We start from the raw sequence: 21,231 nt of genomic DNA on the forward strand, positions 1-21,231 counted from the left end.
TATATTAATCGCTTTAAGCGAATATTATTATTTTTTTAAAGGTTAATAAAATGCAATTTACTATAACTCAAGCACAGATTGGCTCTCGACCACCTGTTGTAAAACCTGACCCTAAAGTTTTAGAATTTTTAGGTGAAGATGGAATGAGAAAATTAATATCAGATCATTATGATTTGCTAAGAGTTAGTGATATAAAAGGATTATTTCCTCCAACAGATGAAGGATTTGCGTTAGCAAAACAACATTCTGCTGATTTTTTTATTCAAATTTGTGGAGGAGTTGATTATTTCAATCAAAATAGAGGAGCACCTATGATGGTTGGACGTCACCAACCTTTTAAAATAACTCCTGAAGCTAGAAAAATTTGGCTTGAATCTTATATCATAATTCTAAATAAACTTGATATGCCAGAAAATTTAAAACAATCTTTTTGGAATTATCTAGATATTTTTTCAATTTGGATGATAAATACACCTTCTGAAAATTAAGAAAATGGTTACTTACCATTTTCTTAATTAATAACTATTTTTGTCCTATTTTATATACTATTTTTATAAATTAATAATATTTTTTATCTCTAATTTTGTATAAAATAGTCAAATTTTGTGGTACCATAATAAATATACTTTTCAGGACTCATAATGAATAAAACTTTCAAAAACTATATTTTCTCTCGACAAATTATTTTAGTATCAGCTATATTTTTACTATGTTTTATCTTCAGTACTTATTTACATACAAGTCTTACAAAAGATGAAGCTTTAAATCACTCAAAAGCTATATCAAATCAAATTTTTTCTTCTATGTACCAAGTAATGAGAAAAGGATGGAGTAGAGATGATGTGATGATGTTTACAAAATCTTTAGAAGATAATTTTCAAAGTAGTAATTATGAGATAAATATTTACAGAGGGGATAAAGTAAAACAACTTTTTGGAGAAATTGAAGAAAAAGCAAAAGATGCAACATTAGTAGATGTTCTAAATGGAAAAATTGATAAATTAGATAGTTTTAACAATAACATAGTTAGAAATATTTTACCTTTAAAAGCAACTCAAGATTGTAAATCATGTCATGTAAATAGTCAAGTTGGCGATGTTTTAGGAGTTTTAGAAGTAAAACAAAATCTTAATTCAATATTTTTAGAATCAAAATACCAATTTATAGCATTTTTCTTAATAATAATCCCAATATTCTATATACTTGCATTTATCTCTTCAAGATATACAACTAAAAAAATCACAGATAATTTAGATTTATTCAATGAAAAAGTTGAAAATATAAACTCTATTCAAGATTTTAAAGAATTTGATTCAAAAAATATTGATTTATATTTTAAAGAGTTTAATCAAATTATCAATAATATTGATTTTATGGCAGAAAGATTAAAAATAATAGCTGTTGATAAAGAATTGCTTGAATTTGAAATAAAACTTCTAGATAAATTTATTATCACTTCTGATGTGGTAAAAGATTGGCGAGAATATATTTGTGATTTATTAATTGAGATTAATAAAATCATGGAAACATATACTTTAATGACTATTTTTAGAGTTGGTGAAGATCAATTTGAAGTAGATATTTTCTGGCTAGGAATTCCTGATAATTATCAAAAAGAAATGTTTGATAAATATATCAACAAAACTGTAAAAGAAGCTGAATATTTCAAAGAAATGACTGATTTTACTATAAAACATATAGTAGCAGATAATAATAGATGTTTAAGTGAATTAAAAGAAGATAGTGTTGAATATAGAACAAAATCTCTATTTTTAGATACTCCAAAAATTGGAGGAATTGTAGGTATAGGTTTACAATCTGTATTTTCAAATGACCCCGTAAGATATATAGTAATTGACTCTATTTTAACAACTATGGCAAACTTAGTAGGTTCAGTTAAAGCTATTCATAAATATACACAAGATTTAGAATATTATGCTGCACGTGATCCACTTACAGATTTATTTAATCAAAGAGTATTCAATGATATGATGGCATATGAAATTAAACGTGCTGAGAAACACGATTATCCATTTGCTTTAATGGTTATTGATTGTGATAATTTTAAACCAATAAATGATAACTTTGGTCATGCATTTGGAGATAAATTTTTACAAACTATTGCCGATATTTTAGAAGAAGAAAAAAGACCTGAAGATATAGTTGCTAGATATGGAGGAGATGAATTTACTATTATTCTTCCTGAATGTGATGAAAATGGTGCATTAACTGTTGCAAATAGAATCTCTAAAAAAATTGAAGAAGAAAAACTTCTAGCTCCTGATGGTACAAAAGTAGGAATAACTATTTCTATTGGAATTTCAGTATATCCAACACATAGTTTATCGCAAAAAGATATGTTTGTAATTGCTGATTCTATGATGTATCAAGCAAAAGAAGAAGGTAAAAATTCTATAAAAATACCAAGTCAAAATGATATATCAAATATCTTAAAACAAAAACAAGAGAAATCATCACTTCTAATCAAAGCCATAGAAAATGACCAAATAGAAGCCTATTTCCAACCAATAAAACCATCTTCATCAAATAATGATTTAGTAATACATGAACTTTTAATGAGAATACATCAAGATGGAAAAGTCGTATCTGCTTTTGAATTTATTGAAATTGCAGAAGCGAGAGGTTTAATCAATACAATGGATTTAATGGTAATAGAAAAAGCCTTTAGAAAAATTCAAGAGATAGGGTATGAAGGAATTTTATTTATAAATCTATCTCCAAAATCTTTAATTATGGGTGATTTTATAAATAAAATAAATGGTTTTGTAAAAAAATATAATATAAAAAAAGAGAAAATTGTATTTGAAATAACTGAACGTGAAACTGTAAAAAACTTCTCATTACTTGAGAAATTTGTTCATAATCTAAAATCTGAAGGTTATAAGTTTGCTATTGATGATTTTGGTTCAGGATTTTCTTCATTTCACTATATCAAAAAATTCCCTATTGATTATGTAAAAATTGACGGTGATTTTATAGTAAATATAGATAAAGATATAAAAGATAAAGCATTTGTAAATAGTATAGTTACACTTGCAAAAGAACTAAAAATTCAAGTTATTGCTGAGTTTGTAGAAAATGAAGAAATTGTTATAGTTTTAAATGAATTAGAAATAGATTATTATCAGGGTTATCATATAGGAAAACCATCTTCAAACTTTGTCTCTTTACAATAAAGAGACTTAGTTACCAATAGCAAGTGCATAAAAAATCATTGTTTGTTCTTCTAAAAATTCACAAACTTCATCATCATAATAAGCCCCTATTCCACTACATCCTATCTCTAAATAGTTTGATGCAAGATATAATCTATGTCCGATTACTCCAGCTTTTTGATAGGCTTCTTGATAATTTTGGCTTTTTGAAGCTAAAAAAAATGTAACTGCACTTGATTTTCCTAAATCTTGCTCCAAACATAAATAACCAGCTTTTAGTGAAAAATCTCCATTTTTTATAAGTTTTCCATTTTTATAAAGCCCTATTTCTAAACTTTCAACTCTATTTATAGTATAAAAAATATCAACTTGCTCATCACAATCACTTGTAATTGCTTGATTTACAACATTCATTATTGATTCAAATTGAATTTTTGAAATACTTTGTTTTGTAAACTCTCTTATTGATCTTCTATTAAAAATCGTATCTTGAAATCTTTGTTTTTGAAAATTGAAAATTGCTCTATTTTCTTGGCTTCTTCTATTTCTTACTTTCAAAGTATCATCATAAGTTTTTTCAATTAATTCATTTTTTACAAAAAATGAGAGTTTCCCTTCATCATATGAACTTCCATCAAGAGTTGGAAGAATCAAAGAAAATTCATCTTTTTTATCATTTTTTTTTGTTCCAACCAAACAAATAGATGTAAAAAACTCTTTTTCATCAAAAGAAAAAAATTCATTTAATTTTTGTTTTGGAAAATCATATAAAATCTCAAACTCTTTATCAAACAAATAAGAACTAGCTTCAATACTTCCTATTAAATGTCCTGCATCAAGTAAACAATATCTAAATGCTCTATTTTTATATTTCCAAGAAGACCTAAAATATAAAGAAGAGATAAAAAATACAAAACCATCTATACTAAAATCCAAACCTAAAAGATTTTCTATTCCTTCATTTGTTTTAATTGTTTGTAATAAAACAACACTTGAACTAGATACTTCAAGATGATAAATTCCATCTTCAAAACCTTCTATATTTCTTACTTGAAAATATACTTCATTAGGATAAAGTGCTCCTGCACTTGGATTTACTCTTAGATAATATTCAATTCCCGGATATGTTTTTTTTGCAGTAATTCCAGAAATCAAATATAAAAAATTATAATTTGAATTTTTAGAATCTAAATGAATGCGTTTATAACTATCTGCATAGTTTTTGAATCTATTGGGAGGATTATTCCAATCAACTTGATTTGAATTAGTTCTAACTGATAAATAAGAGTGCTTTGTATTTTGGTGGTATTGATTTAAAGAGACTAACATATCAAAAGTTCAACCATTAATAGTTGAACTTTATAGCAAGATTTGAAGTGTCATAATCATAATCATTTGTTGAATATCTCATATTTGTAGTTTTATAACTACCTTCTATTGCTATATGTTCTGTTATTTTATACTCTAAAGAACCACCATAACCAAGACCAGTTGCTGAACTATCATCATAATATTGATAAACACCTGTTCCTATTGCAAAAGCTGTTAAATTATTAAATATTTCATATCCAGCTCGTAAATCTAAATCAACTGTTGTAACTTCTTTTCCACTTGTTACATTTCCATAATAAGCACTATTTCCAAATCCTAAAATTATTCCATTATTTAAAGTTGTATTTGCTGTATATCCTAAACCATATTGAGTATAAGTTTCTCCATCAAGTTTTGCAGATGTTGCACCTACTGATATTTTTGTATCAAAATCATTTGCATTTAATAAAGTAATAAAACTAGCTAATAATGAAATAGCTACATACCTTTTTTTCATTCTTTTTTCCTTTTTTATTTTTTATGAAAATTTCAGCAGTATATATCATCATAACTTAAAGATTTAAAAGCTAAAAAAAAGAGCTAGAATTTCTAGCTCTTAAATATTGAGATTTATTATTTTGTAGTAGAAATACCTGGTTGTTCATTTGTACCAACATAATCACTTGGTGCAGAAGTCGCTTTGAAATAAGCTATTAATCCCCCAACAACTAAACAAAGAATAATCACTAATCTAACTGTATTTCTTTTTTGTTTTGATTCATTCCCATTATAATCATCAATTTTATTTAAACTTGGTTCACCATTATTTAATTTACTCATAATAACTCCTTTATTAAATTTTCAATAAGTATACCTAATAAAAACTTTATATACTAATCATAAGTAAGACTTATATTAAAGAGACCATTAGTTGATTAACAGTTATTGCAATATCTTTTATATCTTTATTTTCTTTAGTCATAAAAATATCTAAATGATCTCTAATTTTATAAAACTTATCTTTTTCATTAGTTATAAAATTCGTAAAAGCTATATCTGGTGCTTCATTTACTCTTTGAAATTCCAATATTTTTTTTGTGTAATGCACAACAATATATTCAATAAATTGTAATATCTGATTTCTTAAAGCCATATCAGTTGAATTTATAATTTTAACTCTATTTAATTCTACTATTATTTCTAAAATATTAAATTCATGGATTAATGAATAAAATAAAACAATAACATCTTTAAATGAATGGGGAGTATTTTCTTTTATAATAATTGCAGCAATAGCAAATCTTAGATAATCAATCACACTATAAAATTTATTAAATTCATCATCATTTTGTATTAGAATTTCTACTTTTTGTTTGTGAACCTCAGATAATAGTGCAAAAAGTTCTGCTTTATGGTCTAAAATATGAACTGAATCTAACTGATTTTTTTGAAGATATTTAACCATCCATTTTGTACTTGCATACAAAATATATTCTAATTTATTTATCAGTTTATATTGTTGTTCTACACTCATTTTTGTATCTTGAGCATAAATTTTTTCTCTTATTTCTTTTGAACCAAAAAGTAATTTTACAACTAAATATGATTTTATTTTTAATAAAAATTTCTCATTTCCAAGTTTTGCATAATCTGAAAGAAAAGTAATACCTTGATGATTTATCACAATATCAGCCATCATAGTTGCAATAATTTCTCTTTTTAAAGGATGATTTGCTATTTGTTGTTCATAAGCTCCTACAAATGATTGAGGGAAATATCTAAATAAATATTGTAAAGAAAACTGTTCATCAACTAAAGTTGAATCAAGTATGATTTTTTTGATAAAAATTTTACTATATGATAGAAGAGAACCTAAAACAGGTCTTACAATAGAACCATTTATATCTATAATATCACTTAAATTTTCATTTTTAGGTATGTAAAAATCTCTTCTATTAAAGGCTTCTACATTATTTTCTAAAACTTCTATAGATTTTATATAATCATTTGGATATTTTCTTGAAAATTGTTCATCTATTGAGATTACACAAGCTTGGTCATAATTACTTTTTAAAACAAGTTGAACTACTTGTTCTGTTAAAGAATGAAGTGTTTCATTTGCTTGTTTTTCATTTAATATCCCTTGATTCTTTATGATATTTAATAAAATTTTTAAATTTACTTCATGGTCAGATGTATTAACACCACCTGCATTATCAATTGCATCTTGATTAATTCTTCCACCATTTAAAGCATATTCAATTCTTGCTTTTTGGGTAAATCCTAAATTTCCACCTTCACATACAATTTTTGCTTTTAAATCACAGGCATCTACTCTTACAGCTTCATTTTGTTTATCACCCAAATCAAGATTATTTTCATCACTTGCTTTTACATAAGTTCCAACTCCTCCATTAAAAAGTAAATCAACATCTAATGTTAAAAGTTTTTTACACAACTCTTCCCCAGAGATTGTTTTTCTTGTACATTTTATAAGTTTTTGTATTTCTGATGTTAATTCAATTTGTTTATCACTTCTTTTGAATACTCCACCACCTTTTGAAATCAAAGATAAATCATAATTTGCCCAACCACCATCACGAGATTCAAAAAGTCTTTTTCTCTCTTTATATGCAAGTTCAATATTTGGATTTGGATCAATAAAAATTTCTTTTTGTGAAATTGCTCCAACAAGTTTGAAGTTTTCTGATTCCATCATTCCATTTCCAAAAACATCACCACTCATAGAACCAATCCCAACAACACTTATTTCATCTTTATGAATATCAATGCCCTCTTCTATAAAAAATCTATTCGTTGAAACCATTGCACCTCGTGCAGTAATTCCTAAATCTTTATGTCCAAAACCATTACTTCCACCACTTGCAAAGGCATCACCTAACCAAAATTTTCTTTGTTTTGCTATTTCATTTGCAACATCACTCATAGCAGCAGTTCCTTTATCAGCTGCAACTACAAAATAAGCGTCATCTTCATCATAACAAACAACATTTGGATTCTTTACAATTTTTCCGTCTATCATATTATCAACTAAATCAAGATTTGCATTTATAAACAGTGAATAAATTTGAGTAAAATACTCTTTTGAAATTTCACTTGAATCTTTATTTATTACAAATCCACCCTTAGCTCCATCAGGAATAATAATAGAGTTTTTTCCTTCTTGAGTAATCATAAGAGATTTTATCTCTTGTCGATAGTCATCATGTCTATCTGACCATCGAAGTCCTCCTCTTGAAACCTTCGTCATTCGTAGATGTATTCCATAAAAATCTCTATGATATATAAAATTTTCTATATTTGGTTGTAATCCTTTTAAATCTTTTGCAAAAGTTTTTGTATCAATTTTAAAAGCTAATGTCTCTTTATCTAAAAAATAGTTTGTTCTTAAAAGTGCTTTTAAAAATGAAACCATGATATTTAAAATTCTATCATCTAAAATTTGTGGTACAAGTTTTATTTTATCTTTAATTTTAGTTTCAATTTCTTCAAGAAGTTTTTCTTTACTTTTTATTTTTGGATCAAATTTATTCAAAAAATACTCCACAAAAAGTGCTGTAATTTCATGATGAAGTGTAAGAGTATTTAAAATTGCAGCTGTATTTATAGTCAAAACTGCTTGCCCTATATACTCTATAAATGCTCTTAAAATATTTATTTTTTTCAAATTTAGATTTTCTTCATATACTAAAGAAAAAGCTTTTGAGTGTTTTACTGTCGAATCTTGTAAGGTATAAGTTATAATATCTTCAATATTATTTTTTGCAATTTCAATTTTTTGTAAATCTGGATTAAAAAGATTAAATCTTGAAATATAAATCATCTCTTTTTTATTCATAACATTATAAGTCACTTCATCGATTATTTCAAAACCAATATTATGTAAAAGAGGTGTTATATGAGATAAAAAAAGTTGCTCTTTAGAGAAAATCTTTATATATTTCAAACCTTTGTTATCTAAAATTTTAGTTACTATTTTATCTTTTAAAACTTTTTGAAAAAGTTCTTCTTCTACTATCAAATCATCAGATGTTAAAATTTGTGAACAAATTGCATTTATATCGTGTGTAGTCATATATTCAAGTCCTTAAAGAAGATTTTATATATGATACTACCTTTTATATCTTAAATATCTATTAAAAAATAATTATTAAATTCATATGATTATGCTGTGATTTTTGTAACTTTTGCTTTTAATAATATTTGTAAATCTTTGGGTTTAACTTCTATATCAAGTCCTCTTTTTCCACCACTTACAAAAACTGTATCAAAACTATTTACACTATCATCTAAAACTGTTCTTAGTTGTTTTTTTTGCCCTAGAGGGGAAATTCCTCCAAGTAAATAACCTGTAATTTTTTGTGCTTCATCTTTATTTGCCATTACGGCTTTTTTAACATCAAAAGCAGTTGCTACTTCTTTTAAACTCAATTGATTTGCTACAGGTAATACACAAACTACTAACTCTTTTGGTGTTAATTCAACAAGTAAAGTTTTATAAACTTGTAAGGCATTTAATCCTAATTTTTCTACAGCTTCTTCTCCAAAATTTGTACATTCTGGGTCATGGTCATATTTGTGTATTTTAAAATCACATTTGTTTTTTTTAAGTAAATTAATAGCTGGCGTCATAAACAAAAAACTCCTCTTTTACAAACTCTTCACCATTTATCAATAAAGAAATAAAATGTTTTCCTTCATAGTGTTTTCTTGTTGTCATATTTTTAAAATTCTGTTTTTTTATAAAGATTTTAGAAAATGATTTTATCTCATTTTGACTTATCATAAAAATTTTTCTATTATGAGTTTTATTTGATTTTAAATAATCAATTGCATATTCAACTCTAATATTTCCAATATTTTTATTTGAATTTAATTCAAAAGAAAAAGTCAAATCTTCTCCTAATTTCACCTTTTTATCATAACAAAAATTTGTGATATTAATATGATTTACTTTTTCTAAGCCAAATAATTTCAAAATTTTTTCATCACCAATTTTAAGTAAAGTTCTACTTGCATGTTTACAAATCCAATCAAGTTCTTTTGAAACTCCTAGATTATTTTTCACAAAATCTATCACCAAATCTGGATTATCTTTTGAAATATCATTTAGATTATTTGCTACAGATTTTTGAACATATTTAGAAGAATCATTTTTTAGAAGTTCTATTATTTCCAAAACTTTTGTAGGATTTTTTTTGAATTTTGGCAAAGCAACTGCCCAAGGAAGTCTTGGACGACACCCTTCACTAGCTAATCTTCTTAGATGTTCATTTTGTGACTTTGCCCAAAGTTTCATTTGCTCCATCGTTTTATCTTCATATTTCAAAATAAACTGTCTTATTGCAAACTCACTACTTGAATTTATAGTAAAAATTTCTAAAGCTTTTAATGATTCTATTAAATTATCAAGACCAAAAACCTCAACAAAATCTTGAAAAACCATAGCTTCAAGTCCACCAAAATCCTCTTTTACTTTTTTTAGTATTTCTAATTGTTCTTTATAAGATAAAGGTAAAAATTTATGCAAAGTAAAAGCTATATGTCTCATCCTTGCTTTTAGTTCTAAATCTTGCCAAGTATTATCAAAGATAGAGTTTATAAACTTTTCTTTTTCAAATTTTGCGTAGGTTAAAAATAGTTTATTTGCTAATTTATCAATAAACTCTTTTGAATATAAATTTTTTAATTGTTCTGCCATTTTCTTCTTCTAATTTAATTTAAAATCACTAGATTCTAAAGTGTAATCTCTTTTTACCTCAACAACTCTTATTCTATAATCTTTAAAAATTGACTCTCTACCTTTTTTTTGTGCAGAAAAATGGTCAAGATTTTTCTTCCAATTTAAAATAGATTTTTCATCTTCCCAAAAAGATAAAGATAAAAGTTTATTTTCATTTACTAATGATTGAAATCTTTCAATAGATATAAATCCCTCTTCTTTTATTAACTGTTCTTTTAAAATAGCTGCTATATTTAGATATTCATTTTTTTTATCTTCTTTAATTTCAACTTCAAATATTACTCCAAACATCTTTTTTCCTTTTAAAATTTATTTTATTGTAGTGTAAAATAGTATTTCAAATAAAATATATTTCATTTTGAAAGATTTTATTATCATCTATTTTCTTCTTGTATTTTGACGAATAGAGATAATAAATTGATAGATTAGATAAGTTATTATTACTTTAAAGAATAGTTGAATACCATTAATTGGGTCATTTGTTTTCATTACAGAAAAGGGATTTATTGTTTGTGAAAATAAACTAAGTAAATAATCTTCTGTTGCATAAATATAAATCAAATAAGAACTAATTATAAAATAGCTTATGTTTATAAATTTATCTTTTATCTTACACAATCTATCTATAAATAAAATAATAAATATTAAACCTATTGTTTTAAAAATTGATGACAAATTATAATGAATATATTCAGCTTTACTATTTTGAATCAAATTAAAATCATAATATGAAGCTATAAAACCAACAATAAATATCCAAAATAAAGCCAAAGTCCAATCTTGAGAATGATTTGAAGAAATTCCATGAATTTTAAAAACTAACCATTCAAAAAAATCTTTTTTAGGACTTAACTCTTTTTCTCTTTCTTTCATTTCTAAAGCATAAAATTTATTTGCTTCTATAATATTATTTTGCTTTTCAAATGAATCTTTTATTATTCTTGCTGTTTCCCTACTTCCAACTTTTGAAAGTGTCATATCTAAAAAATTTGTCTCTTTTCTAAAAAAAGTATTTTTGAAAAACAAATCTTCAATCTCACTATTATTAAATATTACTAAATCATTAAATCTTACATAGTTAAATGTTAATTCATTTTTAAATTTATTATTTGAGAGGGAACAAGTTCCATTAAACTCAATATTAAAAAAATCAATATTTTTAAATACTTCATTACTTTGAAAGAAGAATTGCCCTTTAAAAATTTTTTCTTTAAAAAATACATTTTCTTTGAACTTACAATGATTAACTTCAAAATTTTGAACAGTAAGAAGATTACTTATATCAACAATATCAAGAAAAGTACAATTTTTAAGCTCTAAATATTTTATTTTATATAGTTCAACTTCAATATAACTTTTATTTACACCCATTGCAGGAAAGTTTATATTTTCTAAAGTAAATTTTAAAGAGTTTTTTTCAATATTTTCTTTCAATTTTTTATTAAAAGTATTCCAAAATAAATCAATTTTTTCAGATGAAAATTTCCAATTATTTACACAACCAAAAATATTAATAAAAATCTTTTCATCTTTCACATTAAAATTATTATGTTTATACCAATCATCTTTTTCACAATGTAAAATACATTTATCACTATTTTCAAAAACTTCTAAATCACAATCTTTACAACTACATTTACTCATATTTCTACTTTCTATTTTAATCTTTTAATATTATCACAATTTTATTTTTATAATTAAAATTAATTTTGTTGAAAATACATCTTTTGTCATTAAAAACTTAAATAAATTTGCTTTAAAAAAAATTTTAGGATAGAATCAATTCAAAGGCAATATATAAGTTTGTAAATATATTGTTTTCTTTTATTTATAACTAAAAATAAACTCTACTTTATACAAATAAAACTTTTTATTAAGCCAAAAAAATTTAAGGAATTGCGATGAAAAAACAAAATATAAAACCTATAAAATGGTTAAATTTAGAAAAAATATTAGAGCCTTACCAGCGCCATGAAAAATATTAGATTTAAATATCAAACTATAGAGTTTGGGGAAGATGATATTCATCTAAGGACATTGAAAGATAGGCAACAATACAAAGATGAAGATAAAATAGCTGAAAAGCTAGGTATTTCAAGTGCATCTTGGTCACTTTTTGGCGTTCTTTGGCCGTCAAGTGAAGTTTTAGCTAATTTTATTTATGACTATGATTTCAAAAATAAAAAAATTTTAGAAGTTGGTTGTGGAATAGGACTTTCAAGTTTGGTTCTAAATCGACTTAATGCTGATATAACTGCAACAGATTATCATCCTGAAGCAGAAAACTTTTTAGATATAAATACTCAATTAAATCAAGATGATGAAATACCCTTTGTAAGAACTAGTTGGAGTGATAAATTTACAGAAAAATTAGGAAAGTTTGACCTTATAATAGGTAGTGATTTACTATATGAAAGAAATCATGCTGAACTATTATCAGCTTTTATAAATGCTCATGCAAATCAAAAATGTAAAGTTATCTTAGTTAATCCAAATAGAGGACATCAAAGAAAATTTACAAATAAAATGGAAGAATATGGTTTTTCTTGTCTCTCTTTTGAGCCAATAAATACAGACTATTTAGATGAACCATATAAAGGAAAAATTTTTAAATATACAAGATAATAATAGCCTGTGGATTTGAAGAAAAAGACTAATTTTCATAATTATTTGTGTGACAAGGAAACGAACACATAAATATATATCCACAGCGCTATGAAGTTAAGCTTATAAGTGTTTATAAACTTAAGTATGGATTCCAAAATATCTGAAAATTTGATGTTTTGTTTTGTTGTTGAATAATCAGTTTTTAGGAAAACTTAATATATTAAAACCCATAATTAAATCTATAAAGGAAGAAATCTTCCTTTATATTTTAAAAGCTATATTTCATCCCAACCGTGAAATTTCTAGGTGTTCCATAAAGTAAATTATTTGCATCTGAAAGTCCTTCATAATATTCTTCATCAAAAATATTATTGATATTAAGTTGAAAATTCAAGCTTTTACTTGCTTTATATCCTGCCATTAAATCAATAGTTATAAAAGCATCTTGAGTGATTTGTGTTGCACCGCTTCCTGAATAAAATTTGCTTTTATAGTTCAATCCTGCCCCAGCTCTGTAATTATCAATCACATATTTAGCCCATACATTTGCAGTTGTTCTTGAGTTTGTAGTAGTAAATTTCTCACCATTTGCATCTTTAGCTTCAAAATTTACAAGTCCAAAATCTAAACTAAAATCATCAGTAATTTTTCCAGATGCACCAATTTCAAATCCTTTACTTGTAACACCTTTTTTTGCAACTGAAATATCATTTCCATTTGAATTTATTTGTCCTGTACTTTCTCCAACTCCATCTTGTTCGATTCTAAAAACTGATAAATAAGTATTTAAATGCCCATCGAGATACTCTCCTTTGATTCCACTCTCATAATTTTTTCCGTTAATTGGGTCTAAAAATTTATCATCTGCATCTCTTGATGATTGAGGTTTGAAAATAGTTGTATAACTAGCATAAATTGAATGATTATTATCTATATCATAAATTAATCCTACATAAGGTACAAGTTCATTATCAAATTTTCTATTAGAATTCCCGTTATCACTTTCATACTCCCATGATGAAACTCTAACTCCAGCAATTAGTTTTAAATATTCCATTAATGAAAATCTACTTGCTATATAGTAAGCTTTTTGTACTATTTTATCAGCTGGTGAAGTATTTAGTTGTAAATATGGATTTAATATATTAATATGGTTAAAGTTTATTGTAGGATTTATAATACTTGAAGAAACATTATCTGTTACAAAATCATATTCTTTCGTATCAGATTTATTATATGAAATTCCTGTGATTATTTCATGATCTAATTTTTTTAGTTCAAATGGAATTGAAGTATATAAATCTAAATTATTCTCTTCATCTTTTTTTTTCCAAAGACCTGTAGTAATATCTCCAATTCCTACTCCTGTTTCCTTATCGACTAATCCAGAGAAATATGTACCTAGCATATCTTTATTCATGTGTCTACTTGAATATCCCAAATTTAAAGATATATCATTATAAAAATATTGCTTAAAATCTACAAAATAAGTTGTTGTTCTATCATCCCAATATGTCCAATCTGATCCAACATTCTTAGAACGACTAAAATTCGTTTTTGAACCATCGCTATAAAAAGCTGGTAATCCACCCCATCTTGTTCCATCTCTTTGAATATTTTCATAACTTACACCCAAAGATAGATAAGTAATATCTGTTAAATCTATATCAACTACACCATAGAAAATGTCATTTGTTTTTTCATAAAAGTCTAAAAATGATTTAGTATCTTCATGTTTTGCTACAAATCTTCCTCGTATGGTTTTATCACTATTTAATGGGGTTTGAATATCTAAAGAAGCACTATAATCATCCCAAGAACCTGCCCTTAAATCTATGTTTCCTGTAAACTCTTTAGCATTGGCATGTTTTCGTATGATGTTCATTCCCATGGCAGGATTTCCTGCACCTGTCATAAGACCATTTGCACCTTTTACAATTTCAACTCTATCATACACAATTAAATCAGGGTCATTTGAATCAATTAAAGAAGTTGGTATTCCATCATACAAATAATAATCAACATCAAATCCTCGTGCTGATACATTTAATCTTTCATCTACTCTATTCATGGAAACTCCTGAAATTTTTGACAATAATTCATCTATAGATTTAATATTTTGGTCATCAAGCTTTTGTCTTGTATAAACTAATACTGTTTGTGGAGTATCTCTAAGAGATAAGTCAAGTTTTGTAGCGGTGTTTGTACTTCCTGTAGTATAAGAACCACTTCCTTCTGTTGTTCCACTTGGAAGATAAATCCCCTCACTTATATTTACTTCTTCAAGTACAGTTCCACTTCCAACAACTACTTTTTTCTTTATAATAATCGCACCATCTTCCATTACAGCTTCTAAACCACTATTTTTTAATACCTCATCTAAGGCATTTTTTGTTCCTTTTATATTTTTTATAGCATTAGAAGTTTTACCATCTAAAAATGAACTATTTGCGATATATGGAGTGTTTGATTTTTTTGAAATAGTTTCTATAGCATCTTTTAAAGATTGTTTTTCTATTGAATAAGTCAAGTCATCCGCCATTGCACTTGAATATAAAAGCAAAGCGACCGCAGGGCTTAATAAGCTTTTTTTGAATAAATTCATTCTAAATTTTCTCCTTGTGTATTATAAAACAATTTTAATAATCATTCTTAATTACATAAGAGTAAAATTTAAAAGAAAAACGGACATAAATTTCAAAGAAAATTTAAAATTTCTTTGAAATTTTTATTTCTTTATCACTTTTGTCTATTTTGATAGGATATATTTTTGTTATTGTTTTCAAAAATATATCAAGTTGAGTTGAATAAAATTCTCCTGTTATTGAGTAGTTTTCAAGTTCTTTTGACAAAAAATAGATATTTATATCACTATATTTTGAAAATTCTTCCAATGCTTCTTTTAGAATTGTTTTATGTAAAACTATAAGATTTTCTCTCCAAAGAGCTATTTTTTCTGGATTGATTTTTTCTTGATTATTTATATCCCCTTGGAAATTTGAATAAGTTATACTATTGCTTTTAGTAAGCAATTTTTCATTTTGTTTATCAAAAAAATATTTAGAATAGTATGTTTTCACGATACCCTCTTCCACGTTTATAGTTGTAGTATCTTTTTTGTGTATTACTTCAAACTTTGTTCCAACTACTTCTATATTTATCTCCCCACTTTTTATGATAAATACTCTATTTTTATCTTTTGCAACTTCAAACATAACTCTTCCATCTTTTAAAGTTACTTCTCTTTTTCCATTAAAAAACTCTATATTTAGATTTGTTTTTGCATCAATAAAGATACTTGAACCATCAGGAAGTTGTTTTTTTAAGCTATTTTTATCTGTCATAAATGAATTTGAATATTGAACAGCAAAATTATTATCATAGATTTTAAAAGCTGAAAAACAAACTATTAGTAAAATTGCAGCTACACTTGAAAAGTATTTTATTTTAATTAAAAATTTTTCTTTTCTTATTTCTAAATGAACTTTATCACTTAAATTTTGTGCATTTTCTTTTGATATTGATTTAGCCATTTGATGAACAAATTTCATCCGATTATATATTTTTTTATTAATCTCCTCTTTTATCCAATTTTCAAACTCTACTTTTTGATTTTTTTCCAATCCCTCTTTCTCACAGGCAAGCCAATAAATTGCTTCTTCTTTGATTTTAGTTTCTATATTCACTTAAAATCCTCTCTTTGCTAGTTCTTCTTCTATTTTTATTGTTGCTCTTTTTATGAGTTTTTCAACTGCATTTGATGTTATATCTAAAATTTTAGCTATTTCTTTTCTACTATAACCATCAATAGTATATAAAATAAAAGCTTGTTTAACTCGAGGCGAAAGATCTTCTAATATTTGCATAAAAATCTTCTCTTGATCTTCTTTTATTAATACTTCTTCTGGTTGTTCATAGATTGGTGAGATGTGAAAATTCTCCTCATATTCTGTTCTTGGCATTTTTTGATTTTGTAAAACTTCGTTGATTACTATATTTTTTGCTATTTTATATAGATATGCACGTTCATTATTTATATTATATTTATCTTTAATTTCAAGAAGTTTGATATAAGTTTCTTGTATTATATCTTTTGCTTTTTCCCTATCACCTACTTGTTTCTGGGCAAAATACAAAAGTTCATTATAGTATTTGAGCATCTACACACCTAAAGTTTTTTGATAGACATTATCATAATACTTCTTAAAAATATTTTTAAAAAATTTGAATCAAGACAAATAACTTTCTAATTAACTTAACTATTTCCTTAATTATTCTATAATTCAAAATCAAAAAATATCATATATTGTATTAGGAAAATTTATGTCATACAGAACTTTAGAAGAAGAGATAAAAGTATTAGAGTTAGGATTACCTCCAGTTGAAGGTGATGGATTTATCGGTGGAAGATTAGACCCAAAAGAAGCTAGTTTAGTTTTAGTTCCAGTCCCTTGGGAAGCTACTGTTTCATTTGGAGAGGGAACTGCAAATGCACCTGATGCGATGAGAACTTCAAGCCATCAACTTGACGTTGAAAACTACCACTATATCAAACCATATACTGCTGGTATTGCTATGCTTGAAACTGATAAAAGTTTACATAAACTAAGTAACAAAGCTAGAAAAAAAGCTTTAAAAGTAATCGAAGCTCTTGAAGATGGAAAAACAAATAAAAAAGCACTAAAATATGTAAATGAAGCTTCAGCTACACTAAACTCTTCAGTTTATGAAAAATCTCTTGAACAATTAAAAGATGGTAAGTTTGTAGCTGTTGTTGGTGGTGACCACTCTTGCCCACTTGGACTTATCAAAGCTTTAAGTGACACACAAACTGAAAATTTTGGAATTTTACATGTTGATGCTCATCATGACCTAAGAGAAGCTTATGAAGGTTTTACTTACTCTCATGCTTCAATCTTTTATAACGTTATGAAAGAGTGCAAAAAAGTTTCAAATCTTGTTCAAGTTGGTATTCGTGATTATAGTAAAGAAGAAGCAACTAGAATGATTGAATATGGAGTAAAAGGTGCTTGTTTATATGATACTTTAATGCAAGCCCAACTTGCTAGCGGAAAATCACTTGAAGAAGTTTTTGCACCATATATAAATCAACTTCCTCAAAATGTTTATTTATCAATTGATATTGATGGGTTAGAGCCATTAAACTGTCCAAATACTGGAACTCCAGTTCCAGGTGGATTAAGATATGGAGAGTTAGAACATCTTATATTTATGATTGTAAAATCTGGGAAAAACATCATAGGATTTGACCTTTGTGAAGTTGGAGATAGTCTTGATGGTTGGGATGCAAATGTTGGTTCACGTGTTTTATACCAATTATGTGGTGCATTACTTGCAAGTCAAGGAAAAATCGAATACAAATAAAAGTAAGTTTTAAAACTTACTTTTAACTATTTAACTTTTTATATAATTCGATTATTTCTTCTTTTTCTAACTCTCTTTTCAATCTATCAGATTCTTCTTTTATAACAAAACCAAATTTTATAGCTTCATCTTTATTCATATTTATTCCTAAAAATTCACTTATTATAAAACTTGCTCCACCTTTTCCTGATTGAGAGTTTACACGTATTACTTTTTCATATCCTCTTTTTATATCTTTTGGGTCAATTGGTAAATATGGTACATTCCACTTTTGACTATTTGTTTGTCTATAAAAATCTATTCCTTTTTTTATAGCATCTTGATGTCCACCACTAAAAGCAGTAAATATCATATCACCTACATATGGATGTCTTGGATGTACAAAAAGTTGCGTTTTTTCTTCGTACATGGCTTTTACCTCATCAATTATTGATAAATCAAGTTTTGGGTCAATTCCTTGTGAATAGATATTAAAAGCAAAATTTATTATGTCCAAGTTCCCTGCTCGCTCCCCATTTCCAAATAAAGTTCCTTCAACCTTATCTGCTCCTGCAAGTACGGCTAACTCTGCACTTGCCACAGAAGTTCCTCTATCGTTATGAGGATGAACACTAATAATCAAAGCTTCACGATTGTGTAAATTCTTACACATCCACTCTATTCTATCTGCATAAACATTTGCTGTACAAGCTTCTAGAGTATTTGGTAAGTTTATTATCATCTTATTTTCTTTTGTTGGTTTTACCACATTTATAACTTCATTACAAATTTTTACTGCAAACTCTAAATCTGTTTGAGAAAAGCTTTCTGGTGAATATTGATAAGTTACTTTTCCTTTAAAATCTTTTGTAAGTTCAACTAAATATTGCATAGCTTCAATAGCCATTTGAATTATCTCATCATCGCTTTTTTGAAAAACAACTCTTCTTTGAAACTCATTTGTTGGATTGTATAAATGAAAGATTCCATTTTTTACATCTTTCATAGCTTCTACACTTTTTTTAATCCACTCTTTTTTTGCAGGAATTAAAATCTGAATAGCTACATCATCAGGCACTAAATTCTCTTCTATTAATTTTCTAGTAAAGTTAAAATCCGTATCACTAGCACTTGGATAACTAACCTCTATTTGTTTAAAGCCCATTTTTACTAAAGCTTTAAAATACTCCAATTTTTGCTCAACCGTTAAAGGATTTATCAAAGCTTGATTTCCATCTCTTAAATCTACACTACAATAAATTGGTGCTTTGGTTATAGTTTTATCTGCCCACTCTCTTTTGAAATTTTTGACAATTGGATATTGTTGATATTTTTTGAAACTCATGGTTTACTCCGTTATAATTTTTGTTTTTTGATTTGTTTTTTTATGTTTTTAGTATTAGAAAGTTTTGAGGCAGAGGAGAGAAAAAGAGATAATTTGTTTTATAATATTTACATCCATGATAAACTCCTTTTTAAATTTTGCAAATTATAACTTTTACAAAAAATAAAATCTTGTACAAAATTAACATTTTGAAAATATATTTTTTTGATACTCTTTTGGTGTAATTTGAAAGATTCTTTTAAAACTTCTATTTAAGTGACTTTGGTCAAAAAAACCACTATTTTGTGCTATTTGAGATATAGAGATATTTGAAGACAATAACTCTTTTGCAAGATGAACTTTTTTATTTAAAATATATGAGTGAATTGGAAGTCCAAACTCTTTTTTAAATACTCGTATTAGATGAACAACTGTTAAATCAAACTTCAAAGCTAACTCATCTAAGATAAACTCTTCAAGATAATTTTCATCTAAATATTTTTTTATATTCATTGCTAAAGTTGATTCTTCTTTATAGTTTTGTTCTGTTTGTTCAAAAGAGAAAAATGCAAGACAAAATAGATAAAGATTCTCTTCTTTTTCTATCAAAGAAACTTTAATATCAAGTAAACAATCACATAATTTTATAAAACTTTTATAGATATTTTTATTTTTGATTAACTCAAAAGCTGATGAAAAATTAAAATCTAAATTCTTTAAATAATCTTTTTTCAAGTACAAAACATATCCATCTTTTGATTTTTCATTTGTTGTTGCACTATGAGGAATTTGACTATTTATGATAGCTATTTCATTTGGTTTTAGTTCAATAAAAGTATCATTGAAAATAAGCTTTAATGAACCTTTTTTTATTGCAGTGATTGTAAGTTCTTCATGTAAATGCATCTTTACACAATCTTCGATATCTTCTACATATCGTAACTCTATAAAGTCTAATTTTGAGTTTTTAAAAATATCTGATTTCATTTATAAAAAAGTATGGAAAAATCCATACTTCCTTTTATCCTAGATTTTGTGCTACAAAATCCCAGTTTACAAGTTTCCAGAAGTTTTCTAAGAATTTAGGTCTTGCATTTCTTACATCTATATAATATGCATGTTCCCAAACATCACATACTAAAATAGGTTTTAGATTGTCTGATAGAGGATTTTGAGCATTAGAAGTTGATATAACTTTTAAATTTTGATTTTCATCTTGAACTAACCAAGCCCAACCAGAACCAAAATGACTAACAGCTTTTGCTGTAAACTCTTCTTTAAATTTATCTACACTTCCAAAAGCTTTTGTTAAAGCTTCTTCTACAGAAGTTGGAATTGCACCTTGAGTTGGAGTTAAACCATTCCAAAAAAAGTCGTGATTATAAACTTGTGCTGCATTATTAAAAATACCACCATCTGATTCTAAAATAATGTTTACTAAAGAAGAATCTTCAAATTTTGTACCAGCAATTAAATTATTTAAGTTATTTACATAAGTTTGGTGATGTTTTCCATAATGAAACTCTAAAGTCTCTTTTGACATACATGGCTCTAAAGCGTCCATAGAATAAGGTAAAGTCATTAATTCGTGTTTCATTTTTATATCCTTTATTAAAATTTTTTCATCAATTCTAGGATACTACTTTTTTTATTTTTTTTTACTTAAGATAGTATTTAAAAATTTT

General features: G+C 26.0%; 18 protein-coding genes. 4 read left to right on the forward strand and 14 right to left on the reverse strand.

The window, feature by feature from the left end; translation table 11 throughout:
* Positions 1–50: 50 nt before the first annotated feature.
* Together ABLL_RS10310 and ABLL_RS10315 are read left to right on the forward strand one after the other, a co-directional pair.
* The gene (locus ABLL_RS10310) at positions 51–488 is read left to right on the forward strand and encodes a hypothetical protein (protein WP_014474743.1); all 438 of its coding nucleotides are present in this window, start codon (positions 51–53) and stop codon (positions 486–488) included.
* A 153-nt stretch (positions 489–641) separates the two neighbouring features.
* Entirely contained in the window at positions 642–3,197 is a 2,556-nt protein-coding gene (locus ABLL_RS10315; RefSeq protein WP_014474744.1) for a bifunctional diguanylate cyclase/phosphodiesterase, read from the forward strand.
* Between the two features lie 6 nt (positions 3,198–3,203).
* Here ABLL_RS10315 and ABLL_RS10320 read toward each other — a convergent pair whose 3' ends face one another.
* From ABLL_RS10320 to ABLL_RS10355, 8 genes are all read right to left on the reverse strand, one after another.
* On the reverse strand, positions 3,204–4,505 hold the full coding sequence (locus ABLL_RS10320) for a SagB family peptide dehydrogenase (protein WP_014474745.1): 1,302 nt from the start codon (positions 4,503–4,505) through the stop codon (positions 3,204–3,206).
* A gap of 16 nt (positions 4,506–4,521) precedes the next feature.
* Positions 4,522–5,004 carry an outer membrane beta-barrel protein gene (locus ABLL_RS10325; protein ID WP_014474746.1) on the reverse strand — a complete coding sequence of 161 codons (483 nt, stop codon included), beginning with the start codon at positions 5,002–5,004 and terminating at the stop codon, positions 4,522–4,524.
* Between the two features lie 116 nt (positions 5,005–5,120).
* On the reverse strand, positions 5,121–5,327 hold the full coding sequence (locus ABLL_RS10330; protein ID WP_014474747.1) for a hypothetical protein: 207 nt from the start codon (positions 5,325–5,327) through the stop codon (positions 5,121–5,123).
* 70 nt (positions 5,328–5,397) lie between these two features.
* Positions 5,398–8,583, reverse strand: coding sequence for an NAD-glutamate dehydrogenase domain-containing protein (locus ABLL_RS10335; RefSeq protein ID WP_014474748.1), 3,186 nt, complete (start codon positions 8,581–8,583; stop codon positions 5,398–5,400).
* 89 nt (positions 8,584–8,672) lie between these two features.
* Positions 8,673–9,140, reverse strand: coding sequence for a Cys-tRNA(Pro) deacylase (ybaK, locus tag ABLL_RS10340; RefSeq protein WP_014474749.1), 468 nt, complete (start codon positions 9,138–9,140; stop codon positions 8,673–8,675).
* Complete coding sequence (locus tag ABLL_RS10345; RefSeq protein ID WP_014474750.1) at positions 9,124–10,209, reverse strand: DNA alkylation repair protein; 1,086 nt, start codon at positions 10,207–10,209, stop codon at positions 9,124–9,126. The genes ybaK and ABLL_RS10345 overlap by 17 nt, the downstream gene beginning before the upstream one ends.
* 9 nt (positions 10,210–10,218) lie before the next feature.
* Positions 10,219–10,542 carry an antibiotic biosynthesis monooxygenase gene (locus ABLL_RS10350; RefSeq protein WP_014474751.1) on the reverse strand — a complete coding sequence of 108 codons (324 nt, stop codon included), beginning with the start codon at positions 10,540–10,542 and terminating at the stop codon, positions 10,219–10,221.
* 87 nt (positions 10,543–10,629) lie between these two features.
* Complete coding sequence (locus tag ABLL_RS10355; protein WP_014474752.1) at positions 10,630–11,895, reverse strand: hypothetical protein; 1,266 nt, start codon at positions 11,893–11,895, stop codon at positions 10,630–10,632.
* 327 nt (positions 11,896–12,222) lie between these two features.
* Here ABLL_RS10355 and ABLL_RS10360 point away from each other — a divergent pair, with 327 nt between their 5' ends.
* Complete coding sequence (locus tag ABLL_RS10360; protein WP_014474753.1) at positions 12,223–12,876, forward strand: methyltransferase; 654 nt, start codon at positions 12,223–12,225, stop codon at positions 12,874–12,876.
* 250 nt (positions 12,877–13,126) lie between these two features.
* Here the strand turns inward: ABLL_RS10360 and ABLL_RS10365 are convergent, their stop codons facing one another.
* From ABLL_RS10365 to ABLL_RS10375, 3 genes are all read right to left on the reverse strand, one after another.
* Positions 13,127–15,463 (reverse strand): TonB-dependent siderophore receptor, encoded by a 2,337-nt coding sequence (locus ABLL_RS10365; RefSeq protein WP_014474754.1) that lies wholly within the window; start codon positions 15,461–15,463, stop codon positions 13,127–13,129.
* A 103-nt stretch (positions 15,464–15,566) separates the two neighbouring features.
* The gene (locus tag ABLL_RS10370; RefSeq protein ID WP_014474755.1) at positions 15,567–16,544 is read right to left on the reverse strand and encodes a FecR family protein; all 978 of its coding nucleotides are present in this window, start codon (positions 16,542–16,544) and stop codon (positions 15,567–15,569) included.
* Positions 16,545–17,018 carry an RNA polymerase sigma factor gene (locus tag ABLL_RS10375; RefSeq protein WP_014474756.1) on the reverse strand — a complete coding sequence of 158 codons (474 nt, stop codon included), beginning with the start codon at positions 17,016–17,018 and terminating at the stop codon, positions 16,545–16,547.
* A gap of 163 nt (positions 17,019–17,181) precedes the next feature.
* Here ABLL_RS10375 and ABLL_RS10380 point away from each other — a divergent pair, with 163 nt between their 5' ends.
* Positions 17,182–18,243 carry an agmatinase family protein gene (locus tag ABLL_RS10380; protein ID WP_014474757.1) on the forward strand — a complete coding sequence of 354 codons (1,062 nt, stop codon included), beginning with the start codon at positions 17,182–17,184 and terminating at the stop codon, positions 18,241–18,243.
* A 22-nt stretch (positions 18,244–18,265) separates the two neighbouring features.
* Here the strand turns inward: ABLL_RS10380 and ABLL_RS10385 are convergent, their stop codons facing one another.
* The 3 genes from ABLL_RS10385 to ABLL_RS10395 form a co-directional block, all read right to left on the reverse strand.
* The gene (locus ABLL_RS10385; protein ID WP_014474758.1) at positions 18,266–19,567 is read right to left on the reverse strand and encodes a 2-isopropylmalate synthase; all 1,302 of its coding nucleotides are present in this window, start codon (positions 19,565–19,567) and stop codon (positions 18,266–18,268) included.
* Between the two features lie 180 nt (positions 19,568–19,747).
* Positions 19,748–20,533: an AraC family transcriptional regulator gene (locus ABLL_RS10390; protein ID WP_014474759.1), complete on the reverse strand. Its 786-nt coding sequence runs from the start codon at positions 20,531–20,533 to the stop codon at positions 19,748–19,750.
* Positions 20,534–20,567: 34 nt separating this feature from the next.
* On the reverse strand, positions 20,568–21,143 hold the full coding sequence (locus ABLL_RS10395; protein ID WP_014474760.1) for a superoxide dismutase: 576 nt from the start codon (positions 21,141–21,143) through the stop codon (positions 20,568–20,570).
* Positions 21,144–21,231: the final 88 nt, after the last annotated feature.

The sequence above is a fragment of the Arcobacter sp. L genome, assembly GCF_000284235.1.
Lineage (GTDB): Bacteria > Campylobacterota > Campylobacteria > Campylobacterales > Arcobacteraceae > Aliarcobacter > Aliarcobacter defluvii.

Excerpts from the sequence above, each read along its gene's own strand:
- ABLL_RS10310 (WP_014474743.1), top strand. The coding sequence starts at position 51 with ATGCAATTTACTATAACTCAAGCACAGATTGGCTCTCGACCACCTGTT.
- ABLL_RS10315 (WP_014474744.1), top strand. The coding sequence starts at position 642 with ATGAATAAAACTTTCAAAAACTATATTTTCTCTCGACAAATTATTTTA.
- ABLL_RS10320 (WP_014474745.1), bottom strand. The coding sequence starts at position 4,505 with ATGTTAGTCTCTTTAAATCAATACCACCAAAATACAAAGCACTCTTAT.
- ABLL_RS10325 (WP_014474746.1), bottom strand. The coding sequence starts at position 5,004 with ATGAAAAAAAGGTATGTAGCTATTTCATTATTAGCTAGTTTTATTACT.
- ABLL_RS10330 (WP_014474747.1), bottom strand. The coding sequence starts at position 5,327 with ATGAGTAAATTAAATAATGGTGAACCAAGTTTAAATAAAATTGATGAT.
- ABLL_RS10335 (WP_014474748.1), bottom strand. The coding sequence starts at position 8,583 with ATGACTACACACGATATAAATGCAATTTGTTCACAAATTTTAACATCT.
- ybaK (WP_014474749.1), bottom strand. The coding sequence starts at position 9,140 with ATGACGCCAGCTATTAATTTACTTAAAAAAAACAAATGTGATTTTAAA.
- ABLL_RS10345 (WP_014474750.1), bottom strand. The coding sequence starts at position 10,209 with ATGGCAGAACAATTAAAAAATTTATATTCAAAAGAGTTTATTGATAAA.
- ABLL_RS10350 (WP_014474751.1), bottom strand. The coding sequence starts at position 10,542 with ATGTTTGGAGTAATATTTGAAGTTGAAATTAAAGAAGATAAAAAAAAT.
- ABLL_RS10355 (WP_014474752.1), bottom strand. The coding sequence starts at position 11,895 with ATGAGTAAATGTAGTTGTAAAGATTGTGATTTAGAAGTTTTTGAAAAT.
- ABLL_RS10360 (WP_014474753.1), top strand. The coding sequence starts at position 12,223 with ATGAAAAATATTAGATTTAAATATCAAACTATAGAGTTTGGGGAAGAT.
- ABLL_RS10365 (WP_014474754.1), bottom strand. The coding sequence starts at position 15,463 with ATGAATTTATTCAAAAAAAGCTTATTAAGCCCTGCGGTCGCTTTGCTT.
- ABLL_RS10375 (WP_014474756.1), bottom strand. The coding sequence starts at position 17,018 with ATGCTCAAATACTATAATGAACTTTTGTATTTTGCCCAGAAACAAGTA.
- ABLL_RS10380 (WP_014474757.1), top strand. The coding sequence starts at position 17,182 with ATGTCATACAGAACTTTAGAAGAAGAGATAAAAGTATTAGAGTTAGGA.
- ABLL_RS10385 (WP_014474758.1), bottom strand. The coding sequence starts at position 19,567 with ATGAGTTTCAAAAAATATCAACAATATCCAATTGTCAAAAATTTCAAA.
- ABLL_RS10390 (WP_014474759.1), bottom strand. The coding sequence starts at position 20,533 with ATGAAATCAGATATTTTTAAAAACTCAAAATTAGACTTTATAGAGTTA.
- ABLL_RS10395 (WP_014474760.1), bottom strand. The coding sequence starts at position 21,143 with ATGAAACACGAATTAATGACTTTACCTTATTCTATGGACGCTTTAGAG.